General features: G+C 68.5%; 15 protein-coding genes. 7 read left to right on the plus strand and 8 right to left on the minus strand.

The genetic code is table 11. The features are described from left to right. Positions 1–163: 163 nt before the first annotated feature. The 6 genes from VGN82_RS06785 (at position 164) to hisA (ending at position 4,911) form a co-directional block, all read left to right on the plus strand. Entirely contained in the window at positions 164–901 is a 738-nt protein-coding gene (locus tag VGN82_RS06785; RefSeq protein WP_327526236.1) for a pyrimidine 5'-nucleotidase, read from the plus strand. A 145-nt stretch (positions 902–1,046) separates the two neighbouring features. Beyond that, positions 1,047–2,234, plus strand: coding sequence for an O-succinylhomoserine sulfhydrylase (locus tag VGN82_RS06790; RefSeq protein ID WP_327526237.1), 1,188 nt, complete (start codon positions 1,047–1,049; stop codon positions 2,232–2,234). 210 nt (positions 2,235–2,444) lie between these two features. Continuing rightward, positions 2,445–3,032 carry an imidazoleglycerol-phosphate dehydratase HisB gene (gene hisB / locus VGN82_RS06795; protein ID WP_327526238.1) on the plus strand — a complete coding sequence of 196 codons (588 nt, stop codon included), beginning with the start codon at positions 2,445–2,447 and terminating at the stop codon, positions 3,030–3,032. Between the two features lie 12 nt (positions 3,033–3,044). Then, positions 3,045–3,530, plus strand: a complete 486-nt coding sequence (locus tag VGN82_RS06800) for a DUF2628 domain-containing protein (protein WP_327526239.1) — start codon at positions 3,045–3,047, stop codon at positions 3,528–3,530. Next, positions 3,527–4,183 (plus strand): imidazole glycerol phosphate synthase subunit HisH, encoded by a 657-nt coding sequence (gene hisH, locus VGN82_RS06805; protein WP_327526240.1) that lies wholly within the window; start codon positions 3,527–3,529, stop codon positions 4,181–4,183. Before VGN82_RS06800 ends, hisH begins: the two co-directional genes overlap by 4 nt. Beyond that, positions 4,171–4,911 carry a 1-(5-phosphoribosyl)-5-[(5-phosphoribosylamino)methylideneamino]imidazole-4-carboxamide isomerase gene (gene hisA, locus VGN82_RS06810; protein ID WP_327526241.1) on the plus strand — a complete coding sequence of 247 codons (741 nt, stop codon included), beginning with the start codon at positions 4,171–4,173 and terminating at the stop codon, positions 4,909–4,911. Before hisH ends, hisA begins: the two co-directional genes overlap by 13 nt. Before the next feature lie 10 nt (positions 4,912–4,921). Here hisA and VGN82_RS06815 read toward each other — a convergent pair whose 3' ends face one another. The 5 genes from VGN82_RS06815 to trpA are packed head-to-tail and all read right to left on the minus strand — an operon-like array spanning position 4,922 to position 9,401. Beyond that, positions 4,922–5,764 carry an aldo/keto reductase gene (locus VGN82_RS06815; protein ID WP_327526242.1) on the minus strand — a complete coding sequence of 281 codons (843 nt, stop codon included), beginning with the start codon at positions 5,762–5,764 and terminating at the stop codon, positions 4,922–4,924. 11 nt (positions 5,765–5,775) lie between these two features. Continuing rightward, positions 5,776–6,198 carry a hypothetical protein gene (locus VGN82_RS06820; protein WP_327526243.1) on the minus strand — a complete coding sequence of 141 codons (423 nt, stop codon included), beginning with the start codon at positions 6,196–6,198 and terminating at the stop codon, positions 5,776–5,778. Positions 6,199–6,242: 44 nt separating this feature from the next. Further along, positions 6,243–7,565, minus strand: a complete 1,323-nt coding sequence (locus VGN82_RS06825) for a bifunctional folylpolyglutamate synthase/dihydrofolate synthase (protein WP_327526244.1) — start codon at positions 7,563–7,565, stop codon at positions 6,243–6,245. Between the two features lie 20 nt (positions 7,566–7,585). Next, the gene (accD, locus tag VGN82_RS06830) at positions 7,586–8,491 is read right to left on the minus strand and encodes an acetyl-CoA carboxylase, carboxyltransferase subunit beta (RefSeq protein WP_327526245.1); all 906 of its coding nucleotides are present in this window, start codon (positions 8,489–8,491) and stop codon (positions 7,586–7,588) included. A gap of 49 nt (positions 8,492–8,540) precedes the next feature. Beyond that, entirely contained in the window at positions 8,541–9,401 is an 861-nt protein-coding gene (trpA, locus tag VGN82_RS06835; RefSeq protein ID WP_327526246.1) for a tryptophan synthase subunit alpha, read from the minus strand. A gap of 94 nt (positions 9,402–9,495) precedes the next feature. Here trpA and hrpB point away from each other — a divergent pair, with 94 nt between their 5' ends. Then, positions 9,496–11,994: an ATP-dependent helicase HrpB gene (gene hrpB, locus VGN82_RS06840; RefSeq protein WP_327526247.1), complete on the plus strand. Its 2,499-nt coding sequence runs from the start codon at positions 9,496–9,498 to the stop codon at positions 11,992–11,994. Between the two features lie 8 nt (positions 11,995–12,002). Here hrpB and VGN82_RS06845 read toward each other — a convergent pair whose 3' ends face one another. From VGN82_RS06845 to aroA, 3 genes are all read right to left on the minus strand, one after another. Further along, a complete protein-coding gene (locus VGN82_RS06845) occupies positions 12,003–12,821 on the minus strand; it encodes a DUF1194 domain-containing protein (protein WP_327526248.1) in 819 nt (272 codons plus the stop codon). An 84-nt stretch (positions 12,822–12,905) separates the two neighbouring features. Next, a complete protein-coding gene (cmk, locus tag VGN82_RS06850; RefSeq protein ID WP_327526249.1) occupies positions 12,906–13,562 on the minus strand; it encodes a (d)CMP kinase in 657 nt (218 codons plus the stop codon). Continuing rightward, positions 13,559–14,914 carry a 3-phosphoshikimate 1-carboxyvinyltransferase gene (gene aroA, locus VGN82_RS06855; RefSeq protein WP_327526250.1) on the minus strand — a complete coding sequence of 452 codons (1,356 nt, stop codon included), beginning with the start codon at positions 14,912–14,914 and terminating at the stop codon, positions 13,559–13,561. Before aroA ends, cmk begins: the two co-directional genes overlap by 4 nt. Positions 14,915–15,062 lie beyond the last annotated feature (148 nt).

The raw sequence follows: 15,062 nt of genomic DNA on the forward strand, positions 1-15,062 counted from the left end.
GGGAGAGGCCCCGGTTCTGAAGTGATCGCAGATCGCGGAACACTTTGGCGGCTGCCGGATCCAAGTTCTGCTGCGCCCGGAACCATCGCCGCCGGAGCAGCAGGCCTTAACTCTTAGCAGAACTCTTGCATGTCAGAATCGGCTCGCCACATGAGTCGGTCCAATGAACAACCGTGTCACCATTTCCGCTGCGACTCCCCCGCTCCAGGCCCAGGCCTTCGCGCATGTCGACCACTGGGTCTTCGACCTCGACAACACGCTCTACTCGCATGAGAGCCAGATCTGGCCGCAGGTGAACCAGCGCATCACGCTGTTCCTCCAGGAGCTGTTCGGGCTCGACGGCCTCTCCTCCCACGCCCTGCGGAACTACTACTACCATCACTATGGAACGACCCTAAACGGGCTGATGTCCGAGCATGGCGTCGAGCCGGACGACTTCCTCGACTTCGCGCATGACATCGATCTCAGCCTGCTCGAGCCCGATCCGGCGCTGGGAGCCGCCATCGCCGCGCTGCCCGGGCGCAAGCTGATCCTGACGAATGGCTCGGTCGGCCATGCTCGCAATGTCGCTGGCAAGCTCGGCATTCTCGAGCATTTCGAGGATGTCTTCGATATCGTCGCGGCCGGCTTCACGCCGAAGCCCGAGCGCTCGACCTACGAGCTCTTTCTCGCCAAGCACGCGGTTGATCCAGGCCGCGCGGCGATGTTCGAGGATATCGAGAAGAACCTCATCGTACCGAGCGCGCTCGGCATGAAGACGGTGCTGATCATCCCCAAATCGCCCGATCCCTTCCGCGAGGCCTGGGAGCAGACGGCGGTCGAGGCGGGTCATGTCCATCATGTCACCTCGGATCTGACGGGCTTCCTGACGCCACTCGCGCGCAGCCCCGCGCGGCGCTGAAGGTCGCAATCGCCTTCGCTGCCTGGGCGGCGACGAGAAAATCGCCAAATCGATCCGTCGTGACGGATGATTGTTCTTCTTTACGAACACGACGCAGGATGATACGCCGACGGTTCGTTATATAGAACGGTTTGGAGTTTCCATCATGTCGGACGGCGCGGCCAGCTTTCACCCCGAAACGCGCCTGGTGCATGCCGGCACCCTGCGCTCCCAGTTCGGCGAGACCTCCGAAGCGCTCTTCCTGACCCAGGGCCATGTCTATGACAGCGCCGAGCAGGCCGAGGCGCGCTTCCTGAACAAGGATCCGGGCTTCCAGTACGCCCGCTTCTCCAACCCGACCGTCGCCATGCTGGAAGCCCGCATGGCCGCCTTCGAGGGTGCCGAGGCCTGCCGCGCCACGGCCACCGGCATGGCTGCGGTCACCGCGGCCATCATGGGGCAGGTCCGACAGGGCGACCATGTCGTGGCGGCGCAGGCCCTGTTCGGCTCCTGTCGCTATGTCGTCGAGGAGCATCTGCCGCGCTACGGCGTCGCCTCGACGCTGGTCGATGGCACCGACATCGAGGCCTGGCGCAAGGCCGTGACGCCGCAGACCAAGGTCTTCTTCCTCGAGAGCCCCTCCAACCCGACGCTGGAAGTCATCGATATCGCCGCCGTCGCCGCGCTGGCGAAGGAGGTCGGCGCGACACTAGTGGTAGACAACGTCTTCGCCACGCCGCTCTTCCAGCGCCCGCTCGAACTGGGCGCCGACTGCGTCGTCTATTCCGCGACCAAGCACATCGACGGACAGGGACGCTGTCTCGGCGGGCTGATCCTGGGTTCGCAGGACTTCATCGAGACGCATGTCCAGACCTTCCTGCGCCAGACCGGCCCCGCGATCTCCCCCTTCAACGCCTGGGTCATGCTGAAGGCCCTGGAGACGCTGCCGCTGCGGGTGCGCAAGCAGGCGGAGAACGCCGCAATCGTCGCCAACTGGCTGGAAGCCCAGCCGCAATTGCCGAAGGTCATCTTCCCCGGCTCGAAGAACCATCCTCAGGCCGACATCATCGCCCGCCAGATGAGCGGCCCCTCGACCCTCGTCGCCTTCGAGGTCGCCGGGGGCAAGGCAGGGGCCTTCCGCTTCCTCAACGGTCTCAAGCTGATCCGCATCTCCAACAATCTCGGCGATGCCAAGAGCCTGATCGTCCATCCCGCGACGACGACGCATCAGCGCTTCAGCCCGGAGATCCGGGCCAGCATGGGCATCGGTGAAGGGCTGATCCGGCTCTCCATCGGTCTCGAACACCCCGACGACCTCGTCGCCGATCTGCGGCAGGCGCTGGCAGGCGTTTGAGCACGACCGCCGCATAGCAGATTCTTCCGTCATGGTCGTGCTTTTCCAGACCATCCACGTCTTCGACGGTCGAGACCTGTGTTCAAGACCTGGATGGTCGCCACGAAGGCGAGCATGACGACGTGGCGTTCCGCGGCCGCGCAGCCATGGCCTTCGTGCGCCTCGCCTGCTAAAGCGGGGCCGGTTTTTCGCAAGGCAACAGAGGCCATCATGCGTTCGGGCGAAGTGAAGCGCCGTACCAACGAGACCGACATCGCGGTCTCCCTCGTTCTGGACGGCACCGGCAAAGCCGAGATCGCCTCGGGCGTCGGCTTCTTCGATCATATGCTCGACCTGTTCGCCCGCCATTCGCTGATCGACCTCAAGGTCGCCGTGAAAGGCGACACCCATATCGACGACCACCATTCGGTCGAGGACACCGGCATCGCGCTGGGCGAGGCGCTCCGGCAAGCGCTCGGCGACAAGAAGGGCATTCGCCGCTATGCCGACATCCATCTGCCGATGGACGAGACGCTGACGCGCGTCGCCGTCGACGTATCGGGCCGGCCATTTCTCGTTTTCCGCACGCGCTTCGAGGCGCAGAAGATCGGCTCTTTCGACACCGAACTGGTCCGGGAATTCTTCCAGGCCTTCGCGATGAATGCGGGCATCACGCTGCATGTCGAGACGCTCTATGGCGACAATGCCCACCATATCGCCGAGAGCTGCTTCAAGGGCCTGGCCCGCGCGCTGCGCCAGGCTCTCGAGGTCGATCCGCGCGAGGGCGGCCGCGTGCCCTCGACCAAGGGCGCGCTCTGAAAGGGCCCGGGCATGGCATTCTATACGGTGATGATCCCGCCGCCCGGCTCCGGCGGCCTGCGCGACGAGGTCGAGCAGGCTCGGCTGCTGCCCGAGACCTTCAGCTGGCCAGCGTTCTTCCTGAGCGGACTCTGGCTGCTCGGCAAGCGGCTGTGGCTGGCGACGCTGGTCTATGCCGTGATCTGGGCCGCGCTGTTCTATGCCGGCAGCCAGCTCGGCATGACCGGTGGGGCCATGCTGATCGCGCATTGGACGATGGCCCTGTTCCTCGGGCTGGAAGGGCAGAATCTCGTCGCCCGCAAGCTCGCGCGCCAGGGCTGGCGCCTGGCGGACGTCGTCGAGGCGCGTGATCTACCGGAGGCGGAACGGCGCTATTTCGAGCGCGCGCTGGCCGGGCCGGCCGCGCCGCCACACCTGCTGGCGCCTGCGCCTGTTCGTGCACAGCCGGCCGGGCCGATGCCGATCATCGGGCTCTTTCCCGAGGCGCGGGGCCGATGAGCCAATCCGTCGTCATCATCGACTACGGCTCGGGCAACCTGCATTCGGCGGCCAAGGCCTTCGAGCGTGCGGCGCTCGAATCCGGGATCGCCTCGACGATCCGCGTCACCAGCGACACCGCTGAGGTCCGTGCCGCCGATCGCATCGTTTTGCCCGGTGTCGGCGCCTTCGCCGATTGCCGCCGTGGCCTCGATGCCGTCCCCGGCATGGTCGAGGTGCTGGAAGAGGTCGTGCGGGCTAAGGGCCGACCCTTCCTCGGCATCTGCGTCGGCATGCAGCTCCTGGCCTCGCGTGGCCTCGAATACACCGTCACGCAGGGGCTCGGCTGGATTCCGGGTGATGTTTCCCTGATCGTGCCGCAGGCCGAGGGGCTCAAGATCCCGCATATGGGCTGGAATACACTGGCGAAGCAGAACGACCACGCCCTGCTCGACGGCATCGAGACCGGCCCGGACGGCCTGCACGCCTATTTCGTCCACTCCTATGCTCTGGCGGCGGCCAATCCCGCAGAGGTGCTGGCGGTCACCGACCATGGTGGTCCGGTCACGGCGATGGTCGGCCGCGACAACATTGCCGGCACCCAGTTCCACCCCGAGAAGAGCCAGAAGCTCGGGCTGAAGCTGATCGCCAATTTCCTGGGTTGGAAGCCGTGATCCTTTTTCCCGCGATCGATCTCAAGAACGGCCAATGCGTTCGCCTCAAGCAGGGCGACATGGATCAGGCGACGGTCTTCAACGACGATCCAGCCGCCCAGGCGGCCGCGTTCGAGCGCCAGGGCTTCCAGTGGCTGCATGTCGTCGATCTCGACGGCGCCTTTGCCGGCAAGCCGATGAATGCGGCGGCGGTCGAAGGTATCCTGAAGCAGGTCGCGTTCCCGGTGCAGCTCGGCGGCGGCATCCGCGACATGAAGACGGTCGAGGGCTGGCTCGCCAAGGGCATCCGCCGCGTCATCATCGGCACGGCCGCCGTGCGAGACCCCGGTTTCGTGCGCGAGGCCGCGAAGGCCTTCCCGGGCCAGGTCGCGGTCGGCATCGATGCGCGCGACGGTTTCGTCGCGGTCGAGGGCTGGGCCGAGACCTCGGCACTGGCGGCAGACGACCTTGGCCGGCGCTTCGAGGATGCCGGCGTGGCGGCGATCGTCTACACCGACATCGCCCGCGACGGCATGCTCCAGGGCATCAACTGGGACGGCACGATCGCCCTCGCCAACGCCCTGACGATCCCCGTCATCGCCTCAGGGGGGCTCGCCTCGATGGCCGATATCGACCGCCTGATGGCGCCCGATGCGGCGATCCTCGAAGGCGCGATCACCGGGCGCGCGCTCTATGACGGGCGCATCGACCCCGCGGCGGCACTGGCGCGCGTGGCACAGGCGGCCTGAGCCGGCCCACCTAGAGCATCGGCAGCGAATGGGGCTTCGGCCCGCGCGGGAAGGCTGAATCGATACGGGCGAGGTCGGCGGCCGTGAGCCGGAGGCCCAGCGCGCCGGCATTGTCCTCGACATGGGCCACGCGGCCCGCTTTCGGGATCGCAAAGACGCTGGCGCGACGGGTCAGGAAGGCGAGCGCGACCTGCCTGGCCGTGGCACCATGGGCAGAGGCGATTTCGGCCAGCACGCGTCCGCCCGCGCTGCTTGGCTCCGGGAAATCATCATGCCCGAAAGGGCTGTAGGCGGTGACCGCGACACCGTTGCGCTCGCACCAGGGAATGACGGCATGCTCGATCGCGCGTTCGCGCAGATGGTAAAGCACCTGGTTGCAGGCGATACGGCGGGGGCCAGCCACGGCCAAAGCCTCGTCGAGGTCGTCCTCGTCGAAATTGCTGACGCCCCAGGACAGGATCTTGCCCTCAGCCTTCAGTGTCTCGAAGGCGTCGAACGTCTCGGCTAGGCGGTGCGGTCCGCGCCAGTGCAGCAGATAGCAGTCGAGCCGGTCGGTCTTGAGATGGCGCAGCGAGCGCTCGCAGGCCGCCCGGGCGCCGGTCTTCGAGGCATTATGGGGCAGCACTTTCGAGACCAGGAAGACCTCGTCGCGCCGCCCGGCGATGGCCTCGCCGATGATCGCTTCGGAGCGCCCGTCGCCATACATCTCGGCGGTGTCGATATGGGAGAGTCCGAGCTCGAGCCCGCGCCGGAAGGCGGCGATCGCCTCCTTGCGGTCACCCTGCTCGATATACCAGCTCCCCTGTCCGATCGACGCGATCTGCGGGCCGCCTTGCCCGAAAGCATGCTTCATCGGATGGTCTCCTAGCGAACCTCGACATCGAAGCGCCCGGGGCGAATCTCGCCATCGCCATAGCGCACGCGCACCTCGAAGGCATCCGGGCCGCGATAGCCGGGGCGCGGCGTGTATTCGAAGGCAAGCGACGTTCCGACCTTGCCGTCGCAATGGACCTGCGGGCCGGGGCCATAGACGGCCTTGGCGTTGCGCGTCGCCATCCTCACCGTCCCGTGCTGCGGCGGCTGCGTCAGCATGGCGGTGGGGCGCTTGAGGGACCGGCAGCGCTCGTCCATCGTCATATAGGTCTGGCGCAGGAAGGTCGGCTCGCCGGCCGCGACACGGTCGACACCGTTGGCATCCGACTGCGCGCTGCCGCCCGCGGTGACGCAGCCGCCGAGCAGGGCGCCTAGCAGCGTGGCGGCGGTGATCGATCGTCCTGAAACAGGCATGGCCGTCCTCGAGGTCCGGGTGGTCTGGATCCCAGGCCGCGCCGTCACGCCGGTGGCGTGCCGTTCGCCGACAGCACCTCGCCGGCCAGATAGAGCGAGCCGCAGATCAGGATGCGCGGCGGCGTCGACCAGTCGCGCGCGGCGATCTCGCGCAGTGCCTGCTCGACCGAGCCGGACGCCTCGGCTGCGAGCCCGGCCGAACGGGCGAGTTCCGCCACCTCCTCGGCCGGTCGCGCGGCGATCTGGTTCTGGATCGGTACGGTGAAGAGCAGCTGCGCCAGCCCCTTGAAATGACCGAGGGTAGCCTTCGCGTCCTTCGTTGAAAGCAGGCCTGCGATCATCACCAGCGGCGCCGGGTTGCGATCGGCGAGATCCGCCATGGCCTGGGCCAGCACGCGGCCACCGTCCGGATTGTGGCCGCCGTCGAGCCAGAGTTCAGCCCGGGCGGGGACGAGATCGGCGAGCTTGCCGCGCGCCAGCCTTTGCAGCCGTGCCGGCCAATCGGCGTCGAGCATGCCCTGCTCGAAGGCGCGTGCCGGCAGGCCGCCATAGCCGGCGGCGCGCAGTGCCGCGATCGCGGTCCCGGCGTTGACATGCTGGTGGCGCCCGGAAAGGCGCGGCAGCGGCAGGTCGAGCAGCCCGTCACCGTCCTCGTAAACCAGCCGCCCACCAGCCTCGTGCACGGCGAAGTCCTGCGCGCCGATCAGGATCTTCGAGGCGCCGACCCTCTCGGCCGCGGCCTCCAGCACGGCTGTCGGCTCCGGCTCCTGCGGCGCGATGACGGCAGGGGCACCGCGCTTGAAGATGCCGGCCTTCTCGCCGGCGATCTTGGTGACCGTGTCGCCGAGATATTCGGAATGGTCGAGCGAGACCGGTGTCACCACCGTGCAGGCGGGGTGGGCGATGACATTGGTCGCATCGAAGCGTCCGCCGAGGCCGACCTCGAGCAGCACGACATCGGCCTTGTGCTCGGCGAAGAGCAGGAAGGCGACGACGGTGGTGATTTCGAAGAAGGTGATCTGGTCGCCTGCATTGGCGCGCTCGCAGCGTTCCAGCGCCTCGACAAGGACGGCCTCGTCGACGAAGCGTCCGCCGCCCGGCCTGCCTAGCCGGATGCGCTCATGGAAGCGCACCAGATGCGGCGAGGTGTAGACATGGACGCTGAGCCCGGCCGCCTCGAGGATCGCCCGCATGAAGGCGATGGTCGAGCCCTTGCCGTTGGTGCCGGCGACATGGATCACCGGCGGTAGGCGCTTCTGCGGATCGCCCAGCCGCTCTAGCAGGGTGAGGATGCGCCCGAGCGACAGGTCGATCAGCTTGGGATGCAGCGCCAGCAGGCGCGCCAGCACCGTGTCGGACGAAGCCATGATGTCCCCGCGCCGCCGCGTCAGGCCGCTTCGACGACGGGCCGCGGCGGCGTGGTGGGAGCAGGCGCCGCGTTCGGAACGGGTTGCTTCGTCAGCAGCCGGCCGAGGCGTGCCAGGGTCTCAGGCAGGTCGTGGCGGTGGACGACCATATCGACCATGCCGTGATCCTTGAGGTACTCGGCGCGCTGGAAACCGTCCGGAAGCTTCTCGCGGATCGTCTGCTCGATCACGCGCGGGCCGGCGAAGCCGATCAGCGCGCCGGGCTCGGCGATCTGGATGTCGCCCAGCATCGCATAGGAGGCCGTGACGCCGCCGGTCGTCGGGTTGGTCAGCACAACGATGTAGGGCAGGCCGGCAGCGCGAAGGCGGCGCACCGCGACGGTCGTGCGCGGCAGCTGCATCAGGGACAGGATGCCCTCCTGCATGCGTGCGCCGCCCGAGGCCGCGAACACGACATAGGGCGTCTTCTTCTCGAGCGCGGTCTCGGCGCCCTTGATGAAGGCCTCGCCGGCCGCCATGCCGAGCGAGCCGCCCATGAAGTGGAAATCCTGGACCGCGATCGTCAGCGCGAAGCCCTTGACCCGGCCATAGCCGACCTTGAAGGCGTCGATCGCGCCGGTCTTGGCGCGGGCGTCCTTCAGCCGGTCGACATAGCGCTTCTCGTCGCGGAACTTCAGCGGATCGATCGCGACCTCCGGCAGCGGCACGTCGAGCCACTTGCCTTCGTCGAAGGTCAGGCGCAGCCGGTCCTGTGCGGTGACGCGCATATGGTGGTCGGAGCCGGGAATGACGAAGCCGTTGGCCTCGACGTCCTTGTGGAAGACCATCTGCCCGGAATCGGGGCATTTGATCCAGAGATTCTCCGGGCTCTCGCGCTTGAACAGCGTCTTGATGCGCGGCCGGACGACTTCGGAAATCCAGTTCATGGATCGATCCTTACGATTCTGGCGCAAATGGCGGGCGAGGCTTCGCGCCTCAGGCCGCCGCCTTCGCGACCGAGCGGACGCCCGCGGCGAGTTCGGCGACCAGCGAGGTGACAGCCGAAACCGTCTTTTCCGTGGCCTTGCCCTCGGCATCGAGCGAGAGGCGGACCCGTTCGACCAAAGCTGAGCCGACGACGACGCCGTCCGCGCTCCCGGCGATCTGGATGGCGTCCTGCGCCGTCTTGACGCCGAAGCCGACCGCGACCGGGAGTTCGGTATGGCGCTTGATGCGCGCGACCGCGTCGCCGACCGCGCCATAATCGGCGATCGCGCCGCCGGTGACGCCGGTCACCGAAACGTAATAGACGAAGCCGGAGGTGTTCTGCAGCACCTTGGGCAGGCGCTTGTCGTCGGTCGTCGGGGTGGCCAGGCGAATGAAGCTGATCCCGGCCTTCAGTGCCGGCAGGCAGAGCTCGGCATCCTCTTCCGGCGGCAGGTCGACGACGATCAGACCGTCGATGCCGGCCTTGCGGGCATCGACCAGGAAGCGTTCGACGCCATAGACGTAGATCGGGTTGTAATAGCCCATCAGCACGATCGGCGTGTCGTTGCCGGCGGCCCGGAAGCTCTCGACCATTGCCAGCGTCTTCCTCAGCGTCTGGCCGGCCTTCAAGGCGCGCTGGCCCGCGAGCTGCACCGGTATGCCGTCGGCCATCGGATCCGTGAAAGGCACGCCGAGCTCGATGACATCGGCGCCGGCACCGGGCAGGGCGGCGAGGATCGCGGCAGAGCTGTCGAGATCGGGATCGCCCGCTGTGATGAAGGTCACGAGCGCGGCGCGGCCTTCGGCTGCGCAGGCCTGGAAGCGGGCCTGGATACGAGCCTGGCCGGTGGCTGTGATGGGATCGGTCATGACCTGAGCGGTTAGCATGGCCGGCGCGGGCTGGCGAGAGGCTTGCGCGCAGGGAACTTGCGTAGACTTCGAGGCTGCGCCACATCGGGCCGGCATGCGCGCATTCGACGCCCCGCTTCCGATCGACGCCGTCCTCGGCGATCTCGCTGCCGCCCTGCGGGCGAGCAGCAATGCCGTGCTCGTCGCCCCGCCCGGTGCCGGCAAGACCACGCGCGTGCCGCTTGCCCTGCTCGATGAACCCTGGACGAAGGGCGGCAAGCTGATCGTGCTCGAACCGCGGCGGCTGGCGGCGCGTGGCGCGGCGAACCGGATGGCACAGACGCTGGGCGAGCGCGTCGGCGAGACCGTCGGGCTGCGCGTCCGGCTTGGCTCGAAGATCGGCCCGAAGACGCGGATCGAGGTCGTCACCGAGGGCGTCTTCGCCCGGATGATCCTCGACGATCCCGCCTTGGAAGGCGTCGCGGCCGTCCTGTTCGACGAGTTCCACGAGCGCTCGCTCGATGCGGATTTCGGACTGGCCCTGGCGCTCGACGCGCAGTCCGGTCTGCGCGAGGAACTCCGTGTCCTCGTCATGTCCGCCACGCTCGACGGCGCCCGCGTCGCGCGCCTGCTCGGCGAGGCGCCGGTGATCGAGAGCCAGGGCCGGGCCTTTCCGGTCGAGACGCGCTATCTCGGCCGCGAGCCGTTGAAGCGCATCGAGGATCAGGTTGCGGATGCCGTGCTGCTGGCATTGAACGAGCAGCCGGGCTCGCAGCTCGTCTTCCTGCCTGGTCAAGGCGAGATCAGGCGCGTCGAGGAGCGCCTGCGCGAGCGCATTCGCGACGCGAGCGTCGAGATCGCCCCGCTCTATGGCGCGCTCGACCAGGCCGAGCAGGACCGTGCCGTGCTGCCGCCCCCTGCCGGTCGCCGCAAGGTCGTCCTCGCGACGTCCATCGCCGAAACCTCGCTGACGATCGAAGGCGTGCGGGTGGTTGTCGATTCAGGTCTCGCCCGCGTACCCGTCTACGAGCCGGACATCGGCGTCACCCGGCTGGAGACGCGCCGCGCCAGCCGTGCGGCCTGCGACCAGCGCCGCGGCCGCGCCGGGCGCACCGAGCCCGGCATCTGCTACCGCTTGTGGGAAGAAGCCGGCAACGGCGCGCTCGAAGCCTTCGCGCGCCCCGAGATCCTCTCCGCCGATCTCGCCCCGCTGCTGCTCGATTGCGCTGTCTGGGGTGTGTCGGACCCGACGAGCCTGGCCTTCCTCGACACGCCGCCCGCGCCCGCGCTCAAGGAAGCCCGCAGCCTTTTGGGAAGCATCGGCGCGCTTGCTGCCGATGGCCGGATCACGCCCGAGGGACGCGCGCTGCAGATCCTGCCATTGCCGCCCCGCCTCGCCCGCATGGTCGTGGCGGCGGCGCGCTTCCGACAGGCCGAGCCGGCGGCGCTGCTCGCCGCCCTGCTCGTCGAGCGTGGGCTCGGCGGCGACGCGCTCGATCTCTCCGAGCGGCTGGAGCGTTTCGGGCGCGAGCGCGGTGGCCGGGCAAGCGACATGCGCCGTCTGGCCGAGGGCTGGGCCAGGGCGGCGGAACGCGCCGCGCGACAATCCGCGGATTTGCAGGACCTGTCGCCTGGGCTGTTGCTGGCCTTCGCCTATCCCGATCGCGTCGCCAGGGCGCGCAATCCGGGCTCCGGGCAGTATCTGCTCGCCAATGGGCGCGGGGCCACGTTCGAGCCGACACAAAGGCTGGCGCGCGAGAGCCATGTCGTCGTCGCCGAAATGACCGGCGCGGCCCAGCAAGCGCGCATTCTGTCGGCCGCGGCGATCACCGAGGCTGAGATCGTCTGGCTCGCCGCTAATGGGCTCTCGCCCTTTACGATCGAGGAGCGCAGCGAGGCGAGTTTCGACCGCGCGGCGCGCGCGCTTCGCGTCCGGGCGGTCAGGCGCTATTGCGCGCTCAGCCTGTCGGAGCGACCTCTGCCGGCCGAGCCCTCTGCCGCCAACGCGGCGATTCTCGCACGGGGCATCGCGGGGCTGGGCGTCGGCCTGCTGCCCTGGACGAAGGCGCAACGGCAATTGCGCGAGCGTGTCGATTTCCTGCGGCGCGCCGAACCCGAGCAAGGTTGGCCGGACCTCTCCGATGAGGGGCTGGCGGCCGAGGCCGCAATCTGGCTCGCGCCACACATCACCGGTCGCGCCTCGCTCGGCGCGATCGAGCCGGGCGATCTCGATGCCGCGCTCGCGGACCTGCTGCCCTGGGAGATGAAGCGCCGGCTCGACAGCGAGGCGCCGACGCATTTCACAGCTCCGACCGGCTCCAGCCTTGCCGTCGACTATGCCGCCGAGGCGGGGCCGACGATTTCCGTCAGGGTGCAGGAGCTCTTCGGTCTGTCGAAGCACCCGGCGCTCGCCGGCGGACGCGTGCCGCTGGTGCTCGAGCTCCTGTCGCCGGGCCACAAGCCCGTCCAGATCACCCGCGACCTGCCGGGCTTCTGGCGCGGCTCATGGGCGGCGGTGAAGTCCGAGATGAAGGGGCGCTACCCGCGCCACCCCTGGCCGGACGACCCGGCCGCTGCGCCGCCGACGACGCGGGCGAAGCCGCGCGGGACGTGACCGGGGGCTCAATTCCCCATCCGGTCGCGCCATTGCCGCTCGCCGGCGAGGCAGGTCGCGTTATTGCCGCCGCTCGCCTGCGCCTTCTGGATCAGCGCGTCGCCGTGGCGTGGCATCTCGGCGATCTCACGGATGAGTTTGGTGCGGGTCGCGTCGACAAACTGATGACGTTCGCGGATCGGGATCACGAACGCCCCAAGCCCGGTGACGACGCAATCCTTGTAGTAGACGTCGAGGTTGTCGATGTCGAAATAGCTCGCCTGCTTCAGCATCACCGGCAGGCCGTTGATGTTGATGCCCTTCGCCCCGGCCTCGTCACGCGCCACGGTGACGGCGCGTCCGTCATTGTTGGCACCGTCGCCGGAGATGTCGATCACCTTGCGCATCGGCGTGACATTGGCCTGGTCCAGCAACTGCACGCCGAGATCGATCGCTGCCGAGATCGAGGTGCGGCGGCCGCGCCGCGTCTGCGCCTCGCCGAGCTCCTCCGCGAAGGCGATCGCCGATTGCGGCGTGTCGATGATCGTCCAGGGCTTGACGATGTGCTGGAAATTGCCGCCCGCCCACTCGAAATAGGTCACGGCGATCTTGCCGATGGCGCCTTTTGCGATGGCGTCGTGCAGCGGCTTCGAGCGGAACGCCTCGATATAGCCGTTGCGCTGCAGCGCGAGTTCGTCGAGGTCCATCGAGAAGGACACGTCGACCGCGAGCACGAGCGCGACATCGACCTCCTCGGGCGGGCCGGCCGCCTGCTGGGCGTTCGGGGCGGCGCCGGTCCACAGACCCGCTGCCGCCAGACTCAAGAGACCGTACAGCCAACGCCGCATCGCCACCTCCGTCATCATGTCGCAACGGAAGTGTGCGCCCGCTTTCGATTCGTTCCAAGTGCGAAAGCTGGGCAGCGGCGCCGATTATCGCGCCGCGCGGCGCATTTCCACGATATCGATGGCTGCCGCCGCCGCCTCCTCGACGGTCAGCGCGGATGTGTCGAGGATCACGGCATCCTCTGCGGCCTTGAGAGGAGCGTCGCTGCGGCCGGAATCGCGCGCGTCGCGCCGGCGGATATCGGCCAGGATGCCTTCGAAAGTGGCAATCTCGCCGCGCCCGGCCAGTTCCTTGTGGCGCCGGGCGGCGCGCACCTCTGGCGTCGCGGTGACGAAGAGCTTGGCCGGCGCCTGCGGGCAGATCACCGTGCCGATGTCGCGCCCGTCGAGGACGGCGCCGCCGGGCTGCGCCGCAAACCGCCGCTGGCGCTCGATCAGCCCGCTGCGCACCGCCGGCATGGCCGCGACGACGGAAGCCGCCTCGCCGATCTCGCGGCCGCGCAGGCTGTCTTCGGTGAAGGCATCGTCCTTGAAGGTCGAGACCAGCCCGGCCGCCGCCTCTGCATCGCGGATGTCGTGACCGGCGTCGAGCATGGCCCGCGCGACCATGCGGTAGAGCAGGCCGGTGTCGAGATAGGGCAGCCGGTAATGCGCCGAGAGCCGGCGCGCCAGCGTGCCCTTGCCCGATGCCGCCGGGCCGTCGACCGCGATCACGAGCCCTGCCGGTGCCTGTTCGCGGCTCATCCGATCTCGACTCCGGAAATCTCGGCTCCAAGCCCGTTCATCAGGGAAATGAAGCTCGGGAAGCTCGTCGCGATCATCGCGCCGTCATCGACCTGCATCGGCCTCTGCGTCGCCAGACCCATAACGAGGAAACTCATCGCGATGCGATGGTCGAGATGGGTGGCAACCGTGCCGCCGCCGGTGACCGCGCCGCCCGAACCTTCGACGACGAGATCGTCGCCCTCGATCGCGCAGGTGACGCCGGCCGCCTTCAGCCCGGCCTCGACCGCCGCGAGCCGGTCGGATTCCTTGACCCGCAGCTCCTGCAGGCCCCGCATGCGCGTGGTTCCGGTCGCGAATGAGGCCGCGACCGCCAGTACGGGATATTCGTCGATCATCGACGGTGCCCGCTCGGGCGGCACGACGACGCCCTTCAGCGCCGAGGCCCGGACGCGCAGCGTCGCCACCGCCTCGCCGCCCTCGTTCGCCTCGCTCTCGACGGTGATGTCGGCGCCCATCTCACGCAGCGTCGTCAACAGACCGCTGCGCAGCGGGTTGGTCATCACGCTCTCGATCAGGATGTCGGAGCCCGGCACGATCAGCCCGGCGACCAGCGGAAAGGCAGCTGAGGACGGGTCGGCCGGGACCACGATCGGCCTCGCCTGCAATTCGGGCTGGCCCTTCAGCACGATCCGTCGGCCATGCTCGCCCTCGGGCGTCACGACGACATCGGCGCCGAAATGCGTCAGCATCTTCTCGGTGTGGTCGCGCGTCGCTTCCGTCTCGATCACGGTGGTCTCGCCGGGGGCGGCGAGGCCGGCCAGCAGCACCGCCGACTTGATCTGTGCCGAGGCGACCGGCGTGCGATAGGTGATCGGCAGCGCCTCCTTCGGCCCGCGCAGGGTCAAGGGCACGCGCCCGCCCGCTTCCTGCGAGACGATGACGGTGCCCATCTGCTCGAGCGGATCGAGAATGCGCCGCATCGGCCGCTTGCGCAGCGAGGCGTCGCCGTCGAAGGTCGTCGTGATCGGGTGGGAACCGCAGACGCCCATCATCAGGCGCGAGCCCGTGCCGGCATTGCCGAAATCGAGCAGGCCGGCCGGTTCGCGCAAGCCGCCGACGCCGACGCCCCGCACGCGCCAGGCGCCCGGGCCGTCATGGTGGACGATCGCGCCCAGCGCACGTGCCGCGTCGGCGGTGCGCATCACGTCCTCGCCCTCCAGCAGGCCCGTGACCACGGTTTCGCCGATGGCGAGCAGGCCGAAGATCATCGCCCGGTGCGAGATCGACTTGTCGCCGGGGACGCGGACGCTGCCGCGCAGCGGGCCCGAGCGGCGTGCGGTGACGGGGACGGGGGTAAGCGCGTGGGACACGGTTCTTCTGCCGGCTGATCGATCAGGGAGGTCGTGCCCTAGCACGCCCGTCTGGCACGCGTCACGTCCGGCCTGGCTCGCGCAAGCGTGAGAGCAGTTGCGCCAGGATTCCCTCTTGACCTCCGCGATCGGGAGCGCCGACATGAAA

This window comes from Allobosea sp. (assembly GCF_035999205.1).
In the GTDB taxonomy this organism is placed as follows: Bacteria; Pseudomonadota; Alphaproteobacteria; order Rhizobiales; family Beijerinckiaceae; genus Allobosea.

Bases quoted from the DNA above. Each gene is read 5' to 3' on its own strand.
- VGN82_RS06785 (WP_327526236.1), top strand. From the start codon at position 164: ATGAACAACCGTGTCACCATTTCCGCTGCGACTCCCCCGCTCCAGGCC.
- VGN82_RS06790 (WP_327526237.1), top strand. From the start codon at position 1,047: ATGTCGGACGGCGCGGCCAGCTTTCACCCCGAAACGCGCCTGGTGCAT.
- hisB (WP_327526238.1), top strand. From the start codon at position 2,445: ATGCGTTCGGGCGAAGTGAAGCGCCGTACCAACGAGACCGACATCGCG.
- VGN82_RS06800 (WP_327526239.1), top strand. From the start codon at position 3,045: ATGGCATTCTATACGGTGATGATCCCGCCGCCCGGCTCCGGCGGCCTG.
- hisH (WP_327526240.1), top strand. From the start codon at position 3,527: ATGAGCCAATCCGTCGTCATCATCGACTACGGCTCGGGCAACCTGCAT.
- VGN82_RS06815 (WP_327526242.1), bottom strand. From the start codon at position 5,764: ATGAAGCATGCTTTCGGGCAAGGCGGCCCGCAGATCGCGTCGATCGGA.
- VGN82_RS06820 (WP_327526243.1), bottom strand. From the start codon at position 6,198: ATGCCTGTTTCAGGACGATCGATCACCGCCGCCACGCTGCTAGGCGCC.
- VGN82_RS06825 (WP_327526244.1), bottom strand. From the start codon at position 7,565: ATGGCTTCGTCCGACACGGTGCTGGCGCGCCTGCTGGCGCTGCATCCC.
- accD (WP_327526245.1), bottom strand. From the start codon at position 8,491: ATGAACTGGATTTCCGAAGTCGTCCGGCCGCGCATCAAGACGCTGTTC.
- trpA (WP_327526246.1), bottom strand. From the start codon at position 9,401: ATGACCGATCCCATCACAGCCACCGGCCAGGCTCGTATCCAGGCCCGC.
- hrpB (WP_327526247.1), top strand. From the start codon at position 9,496: ATGCGCGCATTCGACGCCCCGCTTCCGATCGACGCCGTCCTCGGCGAT.
- VGN82_RS06845 (WP_327526248.1), bottom strand. From the start codon at position 12,821: ATGCGGCGTTGGCTGTACGGTCTCTTGAGTCTGGCGGCAGCGGGTCTG.
- cmk (WP_327526249.1), bottom strand. From the start codon at position 13,562: ATGAGCCGCGAACAGGCACCGGCAGGGCTCGTGATCGCGGTCGACGGC.